General features: G+C 74.0%; 15 protein-coding genes. 12 read left to right on the top strand and 3 right to left on the bottom strand.

Annotation, left to right across the window (positions count from 1 at the left end; genetic code table 11):
* Positions 1-29: 29 nt before the first annotated feature.
* From pelF to ACIPRD_RS11180, 9 genes are all read left to right on the top strand, one after another.
* A complete protein-coding gene (pelF, locus tag ACIPRD_RS11220; RefSeq protein ID WP_401562249.1) occupies positions 30-1,550 on the top strand; it encodes a GT4 family glycosyltransferase PelF in 1,521 nt (506 codons plus the stop codon).
* Positions 1,547-3,094, top strand: a complete 1,548-nt coding sequence (locus ACIPRD_RS11215) for a hypothetical protein (RefSeq protein WP_401562247.1) — start codon at positions 1,547-1,549, stop codon at positions 3,092-3,094. The genes pelF and ACIPRD_RS11215 overlap by 4 nt, the downstream gene beginning before the upstream one ends.
* A 73-nt stretch (positions 3,095-3,167) precedes the next feature.
* On the top strand, positions 3,168-4,169 hold the full coding sequence (locus ACIPRD_RS11210) for a GDP-mannose 4,6-dehydratase (RefSeq protein WP_401562245.1): 1,002 nt from the start codon (positions 3,168-3,170) through the stop codon (positions 4,167-4,169).
* A 49-nt stretch (positions 4,170-4,218) separates the two neighbouring features.
* Entirely contained in the window at positions 4,219-4,932 is a 714-nt protein-coding gene (locus ACIPRD_RS11205) for a sugar phosphate nucleotidyltransferase (protein WP_356402892.1), read from the top strand.
* A 7-nt stretch (positions 4,933-4,939) separates the two neighbouring features.
* Positions 4,940-5,845 carry an NAD(P)-dependent oxidoreductase gene (locus ACIPRD_RS11200; protein ID WP_356402889.1) on the top strand — a complete coding sequence of 302 codons (906 nt, stop codon included), beginning with the start codon at positions 4,940-4,942 and terminating at the stop codon, positions 5,843-5,845.
* Positions 5,842-6,504 (top strand): spherulation-specific family 4 protein, encoded by a 663-nt coding sequence (locus tag ACIPRD_RS11195; RefSeq protein WP_401562242.1) that lies wholly within the window; start codon positions 5,842-5,844, stop codon positions 6,502-6,504. Before ACIPRD_RS11200 ends, ACIPRD_RS11195 begins: the two co-directional genes overlap by 4 nt.
* Before the next feature lie 62 nt (positions 6,505-6,566).
* Positions 6,567-7,223 (top strand): maltokinase N-terminal cap-like domain-containing protein, encoded by a 657-nt coding sequence (locus ACIPRD_RS11190; protein ID WP_356402881.1) that lies wholly within the window; start codon positions 6,567-6,569, stop codon positions 7,221-7,223.
* A 343-nt stretch (positions 7,224-7,566) separates the two neighbouring features.
* The gene (locus ACIPRD_RS11185; protein ID WP_401562240.1) at positions 7,567-9,447 is read left to right on the top strand and encodes a M1 family aminopeptidase; all 1,881 of its coding nucleotides are present in this window, start codon (positions 7,567-7,569) and stop codon (positions 9,445-9,447) included.
* Between the two features lie 214 nt (positions 9,448-9,661).
* Positions 9,662-10,498 carry a lysozyme gene (locus ACIPRD_RS11180; protein ID WP_401562238.1) on the top strand — a complete coding sequence of 279 codons (837 nt, stop codon included), beginning with the start codon at positions 9,662-9,664 and terminating at the stop codon, positions 10,496-10,498.
* A gap of 15 nt (positions 10,499-10,513) precedes the next feature.
* Here the strand turns inward: ACIPRD_RS11180 and ACIPRD_RS11175 are convergent, their stop codons facing one another.
* Complete coding sequence (locus tag ACIPRD_RS11175; RefSeq protein ID WP_401562237.1) at positions 10,514-11,272, bottom strand: hypothetical protein; 759 nt, start codon at positions 11,270-11,272, stop codon at positions 10,514-10,516.
* 275 nt (positions 11,273-11,547) lie between these two features.
* On the opposite strand from ACIPRD_RS11175, the gene nadE reads away from it, so the two are divergent.
* On the top strand, positions 11,548-12,378 hold the full coding sequence (gene nadE / locus ACIPRD_RS11170; protein ID WP_401562235.1) for an ammonia-dependent NAD(+) synthetase: 831 nt from the start codon (positions 11,548-11,550) through the stop codon (positions 12,376-12,378).
* A 191-nt stretch (positions 12,379-12,569) separates the two neighbouring features.
* Here nadE and ACIPRD_RS11165 read toward each other — a convergent pair whose 3' ends face one another.
* Positions 12,570-13,739, bottom strand: coding sequence for an AI-2E family transporter (locus ACIPRD_RS11165; RefSeq protein ID WP_401562233.1), 1,170 nt, complete (start codon positions 13,737-13,739; stop codon positions 12,570-12,572).
* A gap of 389 nt (positions 13,740-14,128) precedes the next feature.
* The gene (locus ACIPRD_RS11160; RefSeq protein WP_356402863.1) at positions 14,129-14,770 is read right to left on the bottom strand and encodes a DedA family protein; all 642 of its coding nucleotides are present in this window, start codon (positions 14,768-14,770) and stop codon (positions 14,129-14,131) included.
* A gap of 246 nt (positions 14,771-15,016) precedes the next feature.
* On the opposite strand from ACIPRD_RS11160, the gene ACIPRD_RS11155 reads away from it, so the two are divergent.
* Positions 15,017-16,495 carry an FGGY-family carbohydrate kinase gene (locus ACIPRD_RS11155; protein ID WP_401562231.1) on the top strand — a complete coding sequence of 493 codons (1,479 nt, stop codon included), beginning with the start codon at positions 15,017-15,019 and terminating at the stop codon, positions 16,493-16,495.
* 211 nt (positions 16,496-16,706) lie between these two features.
* On the top strand, positions 16,707-18,224 hold the full coding sequence (locus tag ACIPRD_RS11150; protein WP_401562229.1) for a hypothetical protein: 1,518 nt from the start codon (positions 16,707-16,709) through the stop codon (positions 18,222-18,224).
* The last annotated feature ends 104 nt before the right edge of the window (positions 18,225-18,328 follow it).

The raw sequence follows: 18,328 nt of genomic DNA, 5'->3' as shown, positions 1-18,328 counted from the left end.
ACCCCACACCTCGGCCGTGGAGCACATCGATGCACGTTCCCGACGGCGCGCGCGGCTTCGCCGCGACGCGCGTCACCCTGCTCACCGAAGGCACCTACCCGCACAGCCACGGCGGCGTGAGCGTATGGTGCGACCAACTCGTCCAGGGCATGCCCGACCTCGACTTCGACGTCATCGCCGTCACCGGCACCGGACGCGAACCGGTCGTCTGGGACCTGCCCGGCCATGTCCGCGACGTGTGCGCCGTCCCCATGTGGGGCGCGCCGCCCGAGGGCCGGCCGCCCCGGGGCCGTGCCCGCAACCGGCTCACCGCCGCCTGGGAAAGGTTCCTGACCGCCCTGCTCGACCCGTCTGCCGAGGACGGATTCGCCCCCGCCCTGTACGCGATGGCGCACGCCGCCGGCGACGGCACGCTCAGCCCCTTCCTGCGCGGGGACAAGGCCGTCGCGGTGCTCGCCGCCGTCTGGAACCGGCCCGGACTCGCCGTCCGCGAGGCCCGGCCCAGCCTGCACGACGCCGTCACCGCGACCGCTCTGCTGGAACACGCCCTGCGGCCGCTCGCCGCGCGGCCGCCGGGCGACGGGGTCGCGCACGCGGTCAGCGGCGGCGTCGCCGTCCTGCCGGGACTCGCCGCCCTGGAACGGGACGGGGTCCCGCTGCTGCTCACCGAGCACGGCGTGTACCTGCGCGAGCGCTACCTCGGCTACCGCACCGCCCCGTACCGCTGGCCGGTGAAGGCCGTCGTCCTCGGCTTCTTCCGGCTGCTGGCCGAGGAGAGCTACCGCCGGGCCGCCCTGATCACCCCCGGCAACCGCTACAACCGGCTGTGGGAGGAGGAGGGCGGCGCCGACCCGGCGGCCATCCGCACGGTCTACAACGGCGTCGACCCCGCGGCCTTCCCGCCGGCCGGACCCGAGCCCGCCGCGCCCACCCTCAGCTGGGCGGGCCGCGTCGACCCCATCAAGGACCTGGAGACCCTCATCCGTGCCTTCTCCCTCGTCCGCGACCGGGAACCCGAGGCCCGGCTGCGGCTGTTCGGCGGCACACCCCGGGGCGGCGAGGCCTACCGCGAACGCTGTGAGGCACTGGCCGCCGAACTGGGCCACGCGGACGCCGTCACCTTCGAGGGCCGCGTCGACGACATCAAGGACGCCTACGCGGCCGGCAACGTCGTGATGCTCTCCAGCATCAGCGAGGGCTTCCCGTTCACCCTCATCGAGGCCATGTCCTGCGGCCGGGCCACCGTCTCCACCGACGTCGGCGGCGTCCGCGAGGCCGTCGGCGACACCGGGCTCGTCGTCCCGCCCCGCGATCCGGCCGCCATGGCGGCCGCCGCCCTGGACCTGCTCGCCGACCCGGTACGCCGCCGGGCGATGGGGGAGGCGGCACGGCTGCGCGTGATCGAGCAGTTCACCCTGCGCCAGACCATCGACACCTTCCGCTCCGTCTACCTCGACCTCTCCCTCCGCGCGGAGACGTTCACGGCGCCGCCCGCCGAGAACATCCCCGTGCGGGACGTCGCCACCGGCGCGGGGAGTCTGGTCGGATGAGCGGACCGATGGCCCTCGAACCGGGTGGAACCGAACAGGACACCCTCGCCCTCCGGCTCGCCGGCACACCCGCCCGGCGCCGCGGCGACGACGGCAGGCGCGTTCCGCGGCCCGCCGGACACGGCGACGACGGCACGCTCGTCCCGTGGCCCGCCGGACACGGTGACGACGGCACACCCGCCCCGCGGGCCGACGGGCGCGGCGGCGAGGAGGTCAGCCGGCTCGCCGCCGAACTCGCCGACCGCATCGGGCCCGCCGTCCACCCGTACGAGGTCGCCGCCCTGCTGGAGGCCGAGGGCCTGACCGCCGACCTGATCAGGGAACGCTACGGCCACCCCGGTCTGTTCTCCCTCGCCGCCGCCCTGTACGACCAGGTGCCCCGCACGTTCCCCGAACCGGCGCCCGCTGCCGACCCCTGGCGCCCCGACACGGTCCGCTGCCTGCTGCGCGGCATCCTGTTCGCCCTGCCCGGACTCGCCTACCTCCTCACCGCGCCCCTGTGGCACCCGGGCCGGCACGCGCCCGGGCTGATCGTGGCCGGACTCGTCTCCTGGGCGTGGGGACAGGGCCTCGGCCACCGCGCCCATCTGCGGATGGCCACCGGGCGCCGCGAGGCGGCCCGCACCCTGCTCACCGGTGCGCCGCTCGGCGCCCTCCTCGCCACGGCCACCGCCGTGCTGTCCGGCGCGGCCCTGCCCTGGACCGCCCTGCGCGCGACCGTCACGTCCGGTCCGGCCGCGTGGGACTCCGCCCTGCCCGCGGGGACCGGGGCGGCGCTCCTCGCGGTCGCGGCCCAGTCGCTGTACCTCGCGGCGGCGGGCGTCCTGCTCGTCCTCGCCCGGGAACGCCTGCTGTTCGCGGCGCTCACCCCGCTGATCGCCGGTGCCGCCGTGCTGCCCTGGTGGGAACCGGGGCCCTGGCTGCGGACCGGGCTGCCCCTCGCGGCGCTGCTCGCGGTGCTCGCCGCCGCAGGAGTGGCGCTCCGCGCCGCCCGCACCGCCCCGGCCGTGCCGGACGCCGGGCGGCCCGCGCTGCTGGACTCCCTGCCGTACGGGCTGTTCGGACTGGCCGCGGGCCTGCTCGTGCTGCTGGAGGGACGGCAGGAGCCGTACGCCGTGATCGTGCTGACCGTCAGCATGGGCCCGGCTGAATGGTTTCTCTACCGCTACCGCGGCCTGTCGGTCGCCGCCCTGCGCGCCGCCGCCGGGCCCGCCGGATTCCTGCTGCGCTCCACCGGCGTGCTCGGACTGTGCCTGCTCGGCTATCTCCTGCCGCTGCTGCCCGCGGCGCTCCTCACCGGCTCCGGCCCGGTCACCCTGCTGCTCCTCGCCGCCACCCTGTGGACCGCGCTGCTCCTCCAGGCCTTCGGCGCGGCGTGGCCCCCGGCCGCCGTCTGTCTCGCCGCGGCGGTCACCGCCGCGGCGGCCGCCGCGCCCCGCCTGCCACCGGGGATCCCCGGGCTGCCCCTGTGCTGCGCCGCCGCCGAACTCTGCCTGCTGCTGTGCGCGGTGCGCCTCCTCGGCCGCCCGGCCCGGCACGCCTGACACACCCACCGCGCCCGTGCGCACCGCGTCCGTTCACGCCACACCTGTGCAACCAACCGGAAGGAAAACCGAGTTGACCTCCGCACCGCTCGCCGCCGTCACCGGGGCCGAAGGCTTCATCGGCTCGCATCTCACCGAGGCCCTGGTCGTCTCCGGACACCGGGTACGGGCCATGGCCCAGTACAACTCCTTCTCCTCCTACGGCTGGCTGGAGACCCTCGCCCCGGACGTCCTGGACCAGGTGGAGATCGTCCTCGGTGACGTGCGCGACCCGGGCTCGGTCCGCGGCCTGCTCGAAGGGGCCGACGTCGCCTACCACCTGGCCGCGCTGATCGCGATCCCGTACTCCTACCGGGCCCCGCACAGCTACGTGGAGACCAACGTCACCGGCACCCTCAACGTGCTCGAAGCCGTCCGCGCACTCGGCACGCCCCGACTGGTGCACACCTCCACCAGTGAGACCTACGGCACCGCGCTGACCGTGCCCATCACCGAGGACCACCCCATCAACACCCAGTCCCCGTACGCCGCTTCGAAGGCCGGCGGGGACCGGCTGGCCGACAGCTACCACGCCAGTTTCGCCACCCCCGTGGTCACGCTCAGGCCCTTCAACACCTTCGGGCCCCGCCAGTCCATGCGCGCGGTCATCCCCACCGTCATCGGCCAGGTCGCGGCGGGGGAGCGCACCCTCACCCTCGGCGACCTGCGTCCCACGCGTGACTTCACCTACGCCGAGGACACCGCGCGGGCCTTCCTCGCCGTCGGCACCGCGTCCGCCGAGAAGGTCGTCGGCCGCACCTTCAACGCCGGTACGGGCGAGGAGATCTCCGTCGGAGACCTCGTCGCGCTCATCGGCAAGGTGATGGACACCCCGCTCGACGTCCGCGCCGACCCCGAGCGCGTCCGGCCCGCCGGCTCCGAGGTGATGCGGCTCGTCGCCGACGCCTCCCGGCTCACCGCGGCCACCGGCTGGCAGCCCGCCCACAGCCTCGAACAAGGCCTCGCGCGGACCGTGGAGTTCTTCCGCGACCCGGCCAACCTGGCCCGCTACAAGACCGGCATCTACAACATCTGACCCGCACCACCCGTCCGCACACCCGCAACGTCCCTGAAGGAGGAACCCCATGCACGCCGTGATCCTGGCGGGAGGCAAGGGCGTCCGGCTGCGCCCCTACACCACCGCCCTGCCCAAGCCGCTCGTCCCCATCGGCGACCAGCACGCCATCCTGGAGATCGTGCTGCGCCAGCTGTCGGCCGCGGGCTTCAACCGCTGCACCCTGGCCATCGGCCACCTCGGCGAGATCATCCGCGCGTACGTCGGCGACGGCTCCCAGTGGGGCATGAAGGTGGACTACGCCACCGAGGACAGCCCGCTCGGCACCATGGGCCCGCTGCTCTCCCTGCGCGACCGGCTGCCCGAGACCTTCCTCGTGATGAACGGGGACGTCCTCACCGACCTCGACTACGCCGACGTCCTGAGACGGCACGAGGCGTCCGGCGCCCCGCTCACCATCGCCACGTACGCCCGCAAGGTGCACATCGACTTCGGGGTGCTCACCACCGACGCGAGCAAGGTCGTCGCCTTCACCGAGAAACCGAGCATGGACTACCGCGTCTCCATGGGGGTCTACGGCGTCAGCCGTACCACCCTCGACGGCTACACCCCCGGACTGCCCCTCGGCTTCGACGAGTTGGTCCTCGATCTGCTCCGGACCCAGAACCCGCCGCACGCCTACGAGTTCGACGGGTACTGGCTCGACATCGGACGCCCCGACGACTACGACCGGGCGAACGCCGAATTCACCACCCGCAAGTCGCTTCTGCTCAAGGGAGCCTGAGTACCACATGCGCATTCTCGTCCTCGGCGGCTCCGGATACCTGGGCCGCCACGTGGCCGAGGGGCTGCGCGCCCTCCCCGGCGCGCAGATCCTCGCCGCCGGCCGCTCCTCGGCCGCCCGGTACCCCGCCGACCTCGCCACCGACCCGCCGCAGCGGCTCGCCGCGGTCCTGGCCGCGGCCGCGCCGGACGCCGTGGTCAACTGCGCGGGCGCCACGGGCGGTGATCCGGTGACGCTCGCCGAGGTCAACGCCCGTGGGCCCGCCGCCCTGTGCGCCGCGCTCCGCGAGGCGGCGCCCTCGGCCCGCCTGGTCCATCTCGGCTCGGCCGCCGAGTACGGACCGGGCGCCCCCGGCACCCCGGTCACCGAGACGGCACCCGCCTGCCCCGTCACCCCGTACGGCGTGACCAAACTGGCCGGTACGGTCGCGGTGACCTCGGCGGCCTTCGACGGCGTGGTGCTCCGCGTCGGCAACCCGGTGGGCCCCGGAGCACCCGCCACGAGCCTGCCCGGACGGCTGTCCTCGCTGCTGCGGACCGCGGGGACGGAACCAGGAGCGGTGCTGCGGCTCGGCGACCTGTCCGCCCACCGCGACTTCGTGGACGTACGCGATCTCGCCCGGGCGGTCGTGCTCGCCGTCTCCGTTCCCGGCCCCCTGCCGCCCGTGCTCAACATCGGCGGCGGAGCGGCCGTCCCCGTGCGCGAACTGGTCCGGGGGCTGGCCCGCCGCGCGGGGTTCCGCGGACGGCTGGAGGAGGACGACCGCGGCCCGGCGCGGTCCGCGCCGGTGTCGTGGCAGTGTTCCGACATCACCTCGGCCGGACGCGCGCTCGGCTGGCGGCCCGCGCACGGCCTGGACGACTCCCTCGACGCGCTGTGGGCCGCCACGGCCGTGAGCGAGCGCGTGCCGTGACCCTGCTGATACCCCTCTATGTGCACCCGGCCGAGGACCCCGGCGCCTGGCACCGCCTGATCGGCGCCGCCACGCGCACCTACGCGGTGGTCCTCAACCCCGCGAGCGGTCCCGGCGACGGCCCCGATCCCGCCTTCACCGCCGTCGCGCGGGCCCTGCGCGCGGCGGGTGCCCGGCTGCTGGGCTACGTCGACACCGACTACGGCCTGCGCGAGCACGCCGACATCGCCGCGGACCTGCGCCGCCACCAGGAGTGGTACGCCACCGACGGCTGCTTCCTCGACCGGGTCACCGCGACCCGGGACGGCCTGCCCGCCTGCCGCCGCCTGGTCAGGGACCTGCGGCGGCTCGGCGCGGACCCCGTGGTCCTCAACCCGGGCGTCCACCCGGCGCCCGGCTACCTCCGGCTCGCCGATCTGACCGTCACGTTCGAGGGCCACTGGTCCACGTACGTCTCGGCGTTCACCCGGCCGGCCTGGGCGGCACGCAGGGCGCCCGACCGGTTCTGCCACCTCGTCTACGGGGTGCCCGAGGCCCTGGTACCGCTCGCCGTGCGCACCGCGCACGAGCGCGGTGCCGGGGTCTGCGGACCGGTCACGGGCGAACCGCCCAACCCCTGGTCGGAGTTGACTCCCGCCCTGGTGGGGGCGGTGGGCTGAGCGGGGCGGTGGATGTGGAAGGCTGCCGGGACAGACCCGCGCCGATCAGGGGAGTCCGCCTCATGGCCGTCATCCACCGCACCACGCTCACGCCGACCAAGGTCGAACTCCTCACCGACTGGCTGCCCGGCCGCCCCTGGTACCGGGGCGGCTCCGCGGTGCCCGTGCTGGAGAAGTCCGGTGGCTTCCGGCTGGACGACCCGGAGGGCGAGGTCGGCATCGAGTTCATGGTGGTCACCGACACCGCCGGCCCCGAGCCGACCGCCTACCTGGTCCCGCTGACCTATCGCGGCGCGCCGCTGGAAGGCGCCGGACAGGGCCTCGTCGGCACCCTGGAACACGGGGTGCTCGGCAAGCGCTGGGTCTACGACGGCTGCCACGACCCGGTGCTCGCCACCGAACTGCTCGCCCTGATCGAGGGCAGGGCACCGGCCATGGCCCAGAGCGTCTCCGACACCCCCGACGACGAGGTGACCCGCGGCCACAGCGGCGGCCCCCTCCCGCGCACCGCGTTCACCCCGTCCCCGGCCGACGACGAGAGCGGTACCCGCCTTCCCGTGCCGGCCGGCACGACGCTGCGCGTCCACCGCGTCCTGACGCCCGCCGCCGGGAACCCGCCGCTGCCCGCACAGGGCGCGGTCGGTCATGTCGCCGGCGGCTGGGCGGCCCCGGACGGCACCCGTCTGCGCGCGGTCTTCATGGTGCTCGGCGCGGACTGACCCGGGCGGCGGGGAGGAGGAGCCGGGGACCGGCGGGGGGTAGAAGAAGGGAGCCCGGAACCGGGGGAGGCGAGGGTGCAGAGCCCGGGAGCCGGGGAAGAGCCCGCGAGGCCGGGAGGTGCCCGGCATCAGGAGCACGGTCCCTCACTTACCTTCCCCTTCTGGCATGCCCTGTTCAAATCTGTCACTCTTTCGACAGCCGTCGCCCCGACCCCATGAGGGCGCGGCCCTTTCGAGAACAGCGATCGCGCAACCGCAATCCACGGCCGCCCCGGCGAACCCCTGCCGGCCGGGCGGCCATCGAGCAGGCCGGGAGACCCCGGCCTCCGTAAAGGAGCAGCGTGTGAGATCGACCCCCCACAGGGCATTCGGCGCCGGCGCGCTCGTCGTCGCCGCGCTGGCCGCCCTCTCCCTCCCCGCAACCCCCGCGGCCGCCCGGACCTCCGAGGCGGCCCGGTCCGCCCCGGCCCCGGTCGCCGCGGCCTGCACCCCGGCGCAGGCGGTCACCAACGGCGGCTTCGAGAACGGCACATCGCCGTGGAGCGCGTCCTCCACCAGTGTGATCACCAGTCGCACCGGCGAGAGCGCCCACGGCGGAACCACGTTCGCCTGGCTCGACGGCGTCGGCAGCACCCACACCGACACCCTCTCGCAGAGCGTCACGATCCCGGGCGGCTGCAGCAGCGCGACCCTCACCTTCTGGCTGCACATCGACACCACCGAGACGACGTCGTCCACCGCCTACGACAAGCTCACGGCGAAGATCGGCAGCACCACCCTCGCGACCTACTCGAACCTGGACAAGAACACCGGCTACGTGCAGAAGTCGCTGGACGTGTCCTCGTTCGCGGGCCAGACCGTGACCCTGTCCTTCACCGGGACCGAGGACTCCAGCCTCAGGACGAGCTTCGTGCTGGACGACATCGCCCTCGACACCTCCGGCGACAGCACCCCGCCCCCGGCCGACTCGACCCGGACACCGGCCGCGCCCTCCTACACCGTGAACCTGAGCAGCGACACGAACGGTTTCGTCTGGAACGGGCACGAGAGCGTGTCCTTCACCAACGCCTCCGCGTCCGCGCTGAACGAGGTCTACCTGCGGCTGTGGGACAACTACCACGGCACCTGCTCGGCGATGCCGATCACGGTCACCAACGTCACCGGCGGCACCGCCGGTGCCCTCTCGGTGAACTGCACCGCCCTGAAGATCACCCTGCCGACCCCGCTGAACCAGGGGCAGAGCACCACGATCGGCTTCGACCTCGGCATCACCGTGCCCAGCGGCGCCGACCGCTTCGGCCACGACGGCGCGTTCAGCAACATCGGCAACGCCCTGCCCGTCCTCGCGGTGCGTGACGGCGCGGGCTGGCACCTGGACCCGTACACCAACAACGGCGAGTCCTTCTACTCCCTCGCCGCCGACTTCCGGGTGACCCTCGACCATCCGTCCTCGCTGCTGGTCCCGGCCACCGGCACCTCCACCGACACCCCGGGAACGAGCGGCCGGACCGTCACCACCGCCACCGCGTCCAAGGTCCGCGACTTCGCCTGGGGCTCCGGCCCGTTCAGCAAGATTTCCGGCACCTCCTCCGCCGGAGTACCCGTCAACGTGTACTCCGTCTCGGGCATCAGCTCCTCCAGCGCCCAGTCCATGCTCAGCACCGCCAAGTCCGCGGTGGACGCGCACGCGGCACGCTTCGGGGCCTACCCGTACGGCGAGCTGGACGCCGTCATCGACAACAACTACTGGTTCGGCGGCATGGAGTACCCCGGGTTCGTCCTCGACCTGGTCAGCACCACCGCCCTCACCCATGAGATCGGCCACCAGTGGTGGTACGGCATCGTCGGCGACGACGAGTACAACAGCCCGTGGCTCGACGAGGCGTTCACCGACTACGCCACCGACCTGGCGCAGGGGCTGACCGGCACCAACTGCTGGAGCAACGTCTCCTGGTCCTCCAGCTCGGAGAAGATCACCAACTCCATGGCCTACTGGGACGCGCACTCCAGTCGCTACTCCACCGTCGTCTACGGCTACGGCAAGTGCGCCCTGCACGATCTGCGCCGTCTCCTCGGTGACACGGTCATGGCCAAGCTGCTCAAGGACTACGCCACCGCGCACTGGTACGGCGTCTCGACCACGGCCGAGTTCAAGGCCGCGGCCCAGGCCGCCACGAGCACCGACCTGACCTCGTTCTGGACCCAGCACCGCATCGACGGCTGACCCGGACGGCCCAGTCCCGACGGTCGTGGGCGGCGCCCCTGAGGCGTCGCCCACGGCTCCCGCACCTCCCGGCTCCCGGTGCACCGCGCCCCCGCACACCGGCGGCCTGCGCCACCCACACGGACCAACCTGCGGCCCGTCGGCTCTTCTCAGGGGTGAATCCGGAGTGCGGCAGGCACCGGCGGCGTGTCATATGGACAGCGTGCGAAAAAACATGTCCCCCCACCGCGGTCTCCGCGCGCGCCGGCGCCCCCTCGCCGTCCTGACGGGTGTTCTGACCGGCCTCCTGCTCTGTCTGCCGACCGCCACCGCCGCGCCGGACTCCGGCGGGCGGACACCCCCGCGCGGCAGCGCCTACATGGGCGTCGGTGTCCTGGCCCACGACGGCGCCGCTCCCGGCGCCCGGTCGCCCCAGGCCGCCCGCGCCTCCACGGCCGAGGGCGTGGACGTCTCCAGCCACCAGGGCGACGTCGACTGGAAGAAGCTGTGGGGCGACGGCGTCAAGTGGTCGTACACCAAGGCCACGGAGGGGACGTACTACAAGAACCCCTACTTCACCCAGCAGTACGACGGCCCGTACGGCGTCGGCATGGTCCGCGGCTCCTACCACTTCGCCACCCCCGACACCACGGGCGGCGCCACGCAGGCCGACTATTTCGTCGACCACGGCGGCGGCTGGTCCGGCGACGGCAGGACCCTGCCCGGAGTCCTCGACATCGAGTGGAACCCGTACGGCAGCTCCTGCTACGGCAAGTCCAAGAGCGCCATGGTCACCTGGATCCGCGACTTCCTGGACCGCTACAAGAAGCGCACCGGCCGCGCCGCCGTCATCTACACCGCCACCACCTGGTGGAGCGACTGCACCGGCAACTACAGCGGATTCGGCGCCAACCCCCTGTGGATCGCCCGTTATGCCTCCACGGCCGGGACGCTCCCGGCGGGCTGGAGCGCCTACACCATGTGGCAGTACACGTCCACGGGCCCGACGGTCGGCGACCGTGACCGGTTCCGCGGCTCCGCCGACGACGTGCGGGCCTTCGCCAAGGCCTGAGGCGGCAGGCCGCGTTCAGGCGCCCGTCCAGGTGCCCAGCGCCCTGGCCAGCCGGTCGCTGTGCTCCCGCGATATGCCCTGCGCCAGCCGCATCCCGTGGCGCGGGCTCAGCGTGCCGTCGCACACCAGGATGCCCTCGTAGGGGTCCTCACCCCCCGTCAGCGGTGAGGACCCGGGCAGGGACCACGTGGCGGGAGCGAACCAGGTGTGGTCGAGCAGATGGGCCGCAAGCCACGTGCTGTCGGCGACGGGCACCCCGGCCCACGCCAGTGCCCGCCCGACGACGCCGACCGCGTCGCCGGGCAGCTCGCTGTCCCCCAGCGCCGGCAGCAGCAGGAGCAGCCGGGCGTGCGCGTCGTGGGTGCCGGGCGCGCCGGCCGCCACGGTGCGCGCGATGTGCAGGAGTTCGCGCCAGGCGAGACCCGGGCCGGAGTCGTGTCCGTCGATCGTGGCCAGGTGGCCCGGCCTGTTCCACTCCGGGTGGACCACGAAGTACTCGGTTCCCGGGTCGTCCTCGAAGTTCCGGCCGAGCACGACCGCGGTGTGCCCGTCGGCGAACGGTATCCGCAGCGCCGGCCACCGCCCGGCGTCCGACAGCGCGTCCGAGGCCGCGTCCACGTCGGCCGCGTCCGCGCCGAACCACTCCGGCGACGGCTCACCCCGCTCCTCGTCCCGCCGGCACAGCATCAGCAGGTAGGCGGCCCAGAACCCCGGCAGGCCGAGCAGTTCCTCCCCGGCCACCACGCAGTCGTCGTCGTACCCGTCGATCACCATGGGGAAAGCCTGCCACCCGCCACTGACAACGCCCCGGTACCCCGGGCCGGCTCGGTCGCCCGCCGCCCGCCGCCCGCCGCCCGCCGCCCGCCGCCCGCCGCCCGCCGGGCCCGCGGGGACGGGACGCGGGCGGGGGCCGCGACCGGCCCGGACGGCGTTCGGCATACCCTTGCTCAGGTAAACGGGCGTCCAGCCCGATGACGACCACGGGTGACGGCGCGCACCGACACGGCTCGGACGGCCCCGCCGGCACCGCGGAAGGATGAGGAACGACCGTGACCGACCTGGCGTCCACGTCGCTGCAGCAGGAGATCGCCCGGGATCTCCAGGTGACCGAGTCCTTCGAGGCCGAGCGGGAGGCCGAGCGCCGCGTCGCCTTCCTGGCCGAGCAGCTGACCTCCACCGGCCTGCGCTCGCTGGTGCTGGGCATCAGCGGCGGCGTGGACTCCATGACGGCCGGCCGGCTGTGCCAGCTCGCCGTCGAGCGCGTCCGCGCGGCGGGCCACGACGCCACCTTCTACGCGATGCGCCTGCCCTACGGCGTCCAGGCGGACGAGGCCGACGCCCAGCGCGCGCTGGACTTCATCCGGCCCGACCGGACCCTGACCGTCGACGTGAAGCCCGCGAGCGACGCCGCCATGGACGCGGTCGTGGCCGGCGGCACCGACTTCCGTGACGCGCATCACCAGGACTTCGTGCACGGGAACATCAAGGCCCGCCAGCGCATGATCGCCCAGTACGCGGTGGCGGGCGCGCACAACGGCCTGGTCGTCGGCACCGACCACGCGGCCGAGGCGATCTCCGGCTTCTTCACCAAGTTCGGCGACGGCGCGGCCGACGTGGTTCCGCTCACCGGTCTCACCAAGCGCCGCGTGCGGTCCGTGGCCGAGGCCCTGGGCGCGCCGTCCGACCTCGTGTGGAAGACCCCTACCGCGGACCTGGAGACCCTCGCCCCGGGCAAGCCCGACGAGGAGGCGCTCGGCGTCACGTACGACGACATCGACGACCTGCTGGAGGGCAAGCCCGTCGCGGAGCCCGCCTTCCAGGCCATCGTCTCCCGCTACCGCCTCACCGGGCACAAGCGCGGACTTCCGATCGCGCCCTGAGCCGGTACGCCGGATTCCGGCGGCGCTTCACCCGCGGCCGGCGGAAGGCCGTCGCCCCGGAACCCGCCCGACGGCGGCGCGCTCTCCCCGGAACGGGGGAGCAGGCGCCGCCCCGGCGTCCGTGAGCCTCCCCGGCCGGTCGCGGGGCGGCCGCCACGAGGGAACCGGTCGCGCCGGGGTCCGCCGTGCCGTCAGCTCGCGGCCCCGGACCTCGTGGCCGCCTTCGCCGTCGGCTTCGGATGCGCCCGGGACGGATCCGAGGGGTGCTCCGGCGGCGGCCGTGCCGGGGGATCCGGTTCCCCGTCCGGCCGCGGATCCGCCTCCGGAGGAGCCCGCAGCGCGCCCAGCACCGCCCAGACCACGGAGACGAACGGCACCGCCACCACGGCACCGATCACCCCCGCCACGATGCTGCCCGCGATGACGGACACGGCCACGACGAGCGGGTGCAGACGGACGGCCCAGCTCATCACCAGCGGGTGCAGCACATGCCCCTCCAACTGGCCGATGAGGACGATCAGCACCACCACCGCGGCCGCCGTGAACGGTCCCCGCCCGGCCAGGGCGACCACCGTGGCCACCCCGAGCGCGACCGGGGAGCCCACCAGCGGCACGAACGCGGCGAAGAACTCCAGCAGCGTCAGCGGCAGCGCGAGCGGAACCCGCAGGGCGAACAGCGCGATGCCGACCAGCACGGCGTTGGTCGCGGCCACGATGATGATGCCGCGCGTGTACCCCGAGAACGTCCGCCAGGCCGCGTGGCCCGCCCGGTCCCAGGCCCGGCGCGCGCCGCGCGGCAGCAACTGCTCCCGCGCCCAGCACCACATGTGCTCACCGGAGTGGATGAAGAAGACGGACGCGAACAGCGCGAGCGCGCCGCCCGTGATCAGCTCCACGATCCGGCCGAGGCCGGAGACGGCGGTGCTGAGCAGACCCGCCCGGTGCGAGGAGATGTAGTCCGTCAGCTGGCCCTGCAGATCGGACAGCGTCCCGGGACTCAGCCGGAACGGCGGCCGCTGGAGCCAGGTCTCGACCCGGTGCACCCCGCCCCGGAACTCCCCGGCCAGCCGGTCCGACTCGCCGGCCACCGCGTTTCCCACCAGCGCGAGCAGGCCCAGCATGAGCAGGATGCTGCCGATCAGCGCGAGGGCGACGCTCAGCGGCCGGGGCAGCACCCGGTCCAGCAGATCGGCGACCGGACGCAGCACGGAGGTGATGATCAGCGCGAGGAACAGGGACACGGCGATCAGCTGGAAGCGGCCGAGGACCGTGAAGACGCCGTAGACGACGATGCCGACGAGGATGAGGCGCCAGGAGTACGCGGCGGTGACCCGCAGCCAGGGCACGGTGTGCTCGACCACCGTCCCGCCGGACCCGGAAGCGGTGCCGTCGCCGGGCCCCGCCGAGCCGTCCGGCCGTCCCTTCCGCGCCTCACGGCCCGCGTCCGCGCCCCGGTGCCGACGCCCCCACCACCGCCCCACTCCGCCCACCTCCTCTCGCTCCGCAGTCGGATCGCGACCGTGGGTCACGTCTAGAGAACGGTAAGCGCCGCCGGGGAAAGCGGCCCGTCCAGCGCACCCGGGCCGGGCAGGCGCACACCGGTCCGCGGCGGCTGCCCTCCTTGATGCGGTCCTCCCCGATGCGGTCCTCCCTGGTGCGGTCCTCCCCGGTCCGGTGCCGCACGGTCCGGTCGCGCCCTGCCCGGTTCTCCCGGCGGCGCTCCTCGCGGGCCGCGTCGCACGGGCTCCGCTCATTCCTCCCGTTCGGCCCGCCGGGTGTGCCGGGTGCGGTACGCCTCCACCGCCAGCGGGAGCAGCGAGAGGACGACGATCACGGCGACCAGCGGCAGCAGGTAGTTCTCGACTCCGGACACCGACGACCCCAGCAGATAGCCGGCGAGCACCATGGTCTGCGACCACAGCAGGCCGCCGACCGTCTGCCAGACGGTGAACGTGCGCACGGGCACGCCGAGGGCGCCCGCCGCCGGATGCAGCACGGAACGGACCATCGGCACGAACCGGCCGATCACCAGTGCCTTGCGGTAGCCGTAGCGGGCCAGGAGCCGTTCCGCGCGGGCCGCGCCCTCTTTCACCCGGCGGCTGGAGGTACGGGTCAGCAGCGCCCGCCCGCCGTGCCGTCCGAGCAGATAGCCGACCTGCGCGCCGGCGACGGACCCCACGGCCGCGCACAGCAGCACCTGCCACAGTTCCAGCCGCGGTGCCTGGTCGCCGTGGCCCGCGCACAGCACACCGGCCGGGAACAGCAGCGTGTCCCCGGGCAGGAAGAACCCGACGACGAGCAGGCCCGACTCCGCGAAGATGACCACCAGGACCCCGATGGCGCCGAAGGCGGCCAGCAGCGAGCCGCTGTCCGTGGGGTTGACGGCGATCACCGCTCATCGCCTCCCGCCCTGCCGATCGGTCGCGTCCCGACAAGTGTCCCGTGAAGCCCGCCGGGCCGCCCGGCCGTCACCCGGACCGGCCGCCTGCGCCCGCAGCCTCGCACGGTCCCGTGAGCCGGCCGGTCCGGCGCTGCGCCCGACCGCCCACGACGTCGTCCCGCCGGGTGCCGGATCGACGCCGGGCCACGCCGCCCGGCTCCCTTGACCCCGCCGATGATCTCTGCGAGCGTCCTCGCCATGCCCCGCGACGCAGTCATCGGAGTGGACATCGGGACCTCCGGCAGCAAGGGCGTCCTGGTCGGCCTGGACGGCGAGGTGATCCGCTCGGCCGTACGGGTGCACACCCCGGACCGGCCGGCCCCCGGACGCTTCGAGATGGACGCGCGCGTGTGGTGGCGCGAGTGCGTCGCTCTGACCCGTGAGCTCACCGGCCCCGGCGACGCCGACGTCGTCGCCGTCGGGATCAGCGGGATGGGCCCCTGCGTCCTGCTCACCGACGAGGACGACGAGCCGCTGCGCCCCGCCGTCCTCTACGGCGTGGACACCCGCTCGGTCCGCCAGATCCGGCACATCGAGGAGCGGCTCGGCGCCGAGGAGATCGTCCGGCGCTGCGGCTCCGCCCTGAGCACCCAGGCCGCCGGGCCGAAGATCGCCTGGATCGCGGAGGAGGAACCCGGCGTCTACGCCAGGGCCCGCCGCCTCTACACCACCGCCGGCTGGCTGGTCGGCAAGCTCACCGGCGCCTATGTGCTGGACCACCACTCGGCCAGCCAGTGCACCCCGCTGTACGACACCCACGCGCACCGGTGGTACGCCCCCTGGGCCGCCGAGGTCGCCCCCGGCCTCGACCTGCCGCCACTGCGCTGGTCCGGCGAACCGGCGGGCACCGTGACGCCCGAGGCCGCCCGGGAGACCGGTCTCCCGGCCGGGATCCCCGTCACCACCGGCACGATCGACGCCTGGGCCGAGGCCCTCAGCGTAGGCGCCCACCACACCGGCGACCTGATGCTCATGTATGGCACGACCATGTTCCTGCTCCACACCGTGGACCGGCCGCTCACCAGTCCCGCCCTGTGGGGGACGGTCGGCGCCCTGCCCGGCACCCGCAACCTGGCCGGGGGCATGGCCACCTCGGGAGCGGTCACCGACTGGCTGCGCGACCTGTCCGCCGGCGCCGACCACGCCACGCTCAGCCGCGAGGCGGCCGCCTCTCCGCCCGGCGCGAACGGCCTGCTGATGCTCCCCTACTTCGCCGGTGAACGCACCCCGCTCATGGATCCCGACGCGCGCGGCGTCATCGCCGGACTGACCCTGTCGCACACCCGCGCCGACCTGTACCGGGCCGCGCTGGAGGCCACCGGGTTCGGCGTCCGCCACAACGTCGAGACGATCGAGGCGGCCGGGGGAGACATCCGCCGCGTGGTCGCCGTGGGCGGCGGCACCCAGGGCCCGCTGTGGCCGCAGATCGTCTCCGACATCACCGGCCTCCCGCAGGAAGTACGCGCGGTCACCCTCGGAGCCGCCTACGGCGACGCCCTGCTCGCCGCGCAGACCGTCGGCGAGGCCCGCGTGGACGACTGGAACCCCGTACGCGAGACGGTCCACCCGCGCCGCGAACAGGCCGCCGTATACGACGAGTTGTACCGACTCTACCGACGGCTGTACGAGCAGACGGCGGACACCGTGCACACCCTCGCCGCTTCGCAACAGCGCTGACGCCGCGCGCTGCCCGCCGTGCGCCGCCGCGACGGCGGTCCGTCGAACGGACCGTCCGGCCCGCCGCGGAGCCGCCGTGCACGCGCCCTCTGTCGGGCGCGCTTCCACGGTCCTACACTGCCGATCCGCAGACATACGCGGGCAGTTGACGGGGGGAGCCGCCATGTCCGGTCAGTCGTACGGTCCGAGCCCGGGTTTCATCGTCCCGCCCATGCCTCCGGGACCGCCGCCGGCTCCGCCGGACGCGCTGCGGGCGGTCGCGGCAGGCCTGCTCAACCTGACCGGGCTCGGCCTCGGTTACGCCCTCCTGCGCAGATGGGCAGCGGCGGCCGCGTGCTGGGCGGCCACCGCCGTCCTGCTCTTCGTGGCGCTGCCCGCGGACGCCGACGGCGTCCCCGCGTCCGCGCTCGCCGTGTACGCCCTCTTCCTCGTCCTCGCGGCCGTCCACGGCGCGTTCGCCGGGCTGCGCACCCGTCTGACCTGGCCCGGCCGGGCGCCGCTCGCGCTGCTCCTGGGCGTGCTGCTGCTCGCCGTGCCCGTGGGCGGAGGGCTCTGGTACGACGACGCCCGTGAGGAGGCCGTGCAGCAGGCCCTCCTCGACCGGCTCCGGCACGCCGACGAGCTGGTGACGGCGGCGGGCCGGCAGCCCTTCACCGCCTCCCGGGCGGACTACCGGACCGCCCTCGGCGTGTACCGGGACCTCGCGGTGCACCACCCCGGATCGCGTGCGGCGGGGAAGGTGCCCGACCGTATGCGGACCTACTACGCGACCGTCGGCGCGGCGTACGGCCGGCACGCCTACTGCGAGGCGATCGAGCCGCTGACGTATCTGCGCACGGTTCCGCGCACCATGCCCGCTGGGCAGCTCGGTCCGCTGAGCCGCTGGCCGGACGGCCGGCTCGCGGAGTCGCTCTACGCGTGCGGCTCGACAGCCCTGGCCGGCGGCGGCGCGGACTGGGTCACGCACTTCGGTGACCTCCTGGACACCTTCCCCGGGTCGGCGCCGGCGGCGAAGGTCGTGCCCGCCGTCGAGTCGGCCGTGGGCAAGGCGGAGAAGGCGGTCGACGGCGGCAGCCCCTGCGCGGCCGTGGAGCGACTCCGCGGCCTCGACACGGAGATCGGCCGGCTGGCGGGCTCGGCGGGGCAGTCCGCCGACGGTCTGACGAAGGCCGCCGCGCGCGCCGGCCGCAGCGGCGACGCGGGCGGGTACGCGTGCGGCGTCGACCAGTACAGGGACGGCGACTTCGACAGCGCCCAGAAGACCATGGAGCAGTTCGTCGCCGACACCGGCGGCGGTGCCAGGCGGGACCGCGCCAAGAAGATCGCCATAGCCGCCGAGGTGGCGCAGACCATCCCGGCCGCCGGGAAGAAGCTGCCCACCACGGCCTCCGGCGGCAGCATCTCCGTCACCGTGAAGAACGACAGCCCGGACGAGGTCACCGTCCTGTACACCGGCCCGGTCACCGGCAGCTTCACGCTGAAGGCGTGCGGCCGCTGCACGTCGTACTCCCTGGTGAGCACGCTCGTGCGCGGCTTCAAGCCGTGCGACGACAGCGGCAGGAACTACCCGCAGCGCACGCTGAGCCTGCCCGCCGGCACCACGTACTTCGTGCACAAACCGCACGGGGGCAGCACCGCCACCCCGGCCTCGGACACGGCGAAGCTCCGGCCGGGCTACATCTACACGGAGTGCGCCTACACGACGCAGACCTTCGGATCAGGGACCTGACCTGGCCGTTCGTGGCATCCGACCGCAGGGTCGAGGCCGGGTTCCGCGTGCCATGACGGACCTCACAGGGTGGATAGTTCATCGTTCAACCAAAAGGGCGTACT

Source organism: Streptomyces sp. NPDC090108, from assembly GCF_044747185.1.
In the GTDB taxonomy this organism is placed as follows: Bacteria; Actinomycetota; Actinomycetes; order Streptomycetales; family Streptomycetaceae; genus Streptomyces.
Note: the sequence above shows the minus strand (reverse complement) of the source record. Positions and strands in the feature narration are given on the sequence as shown.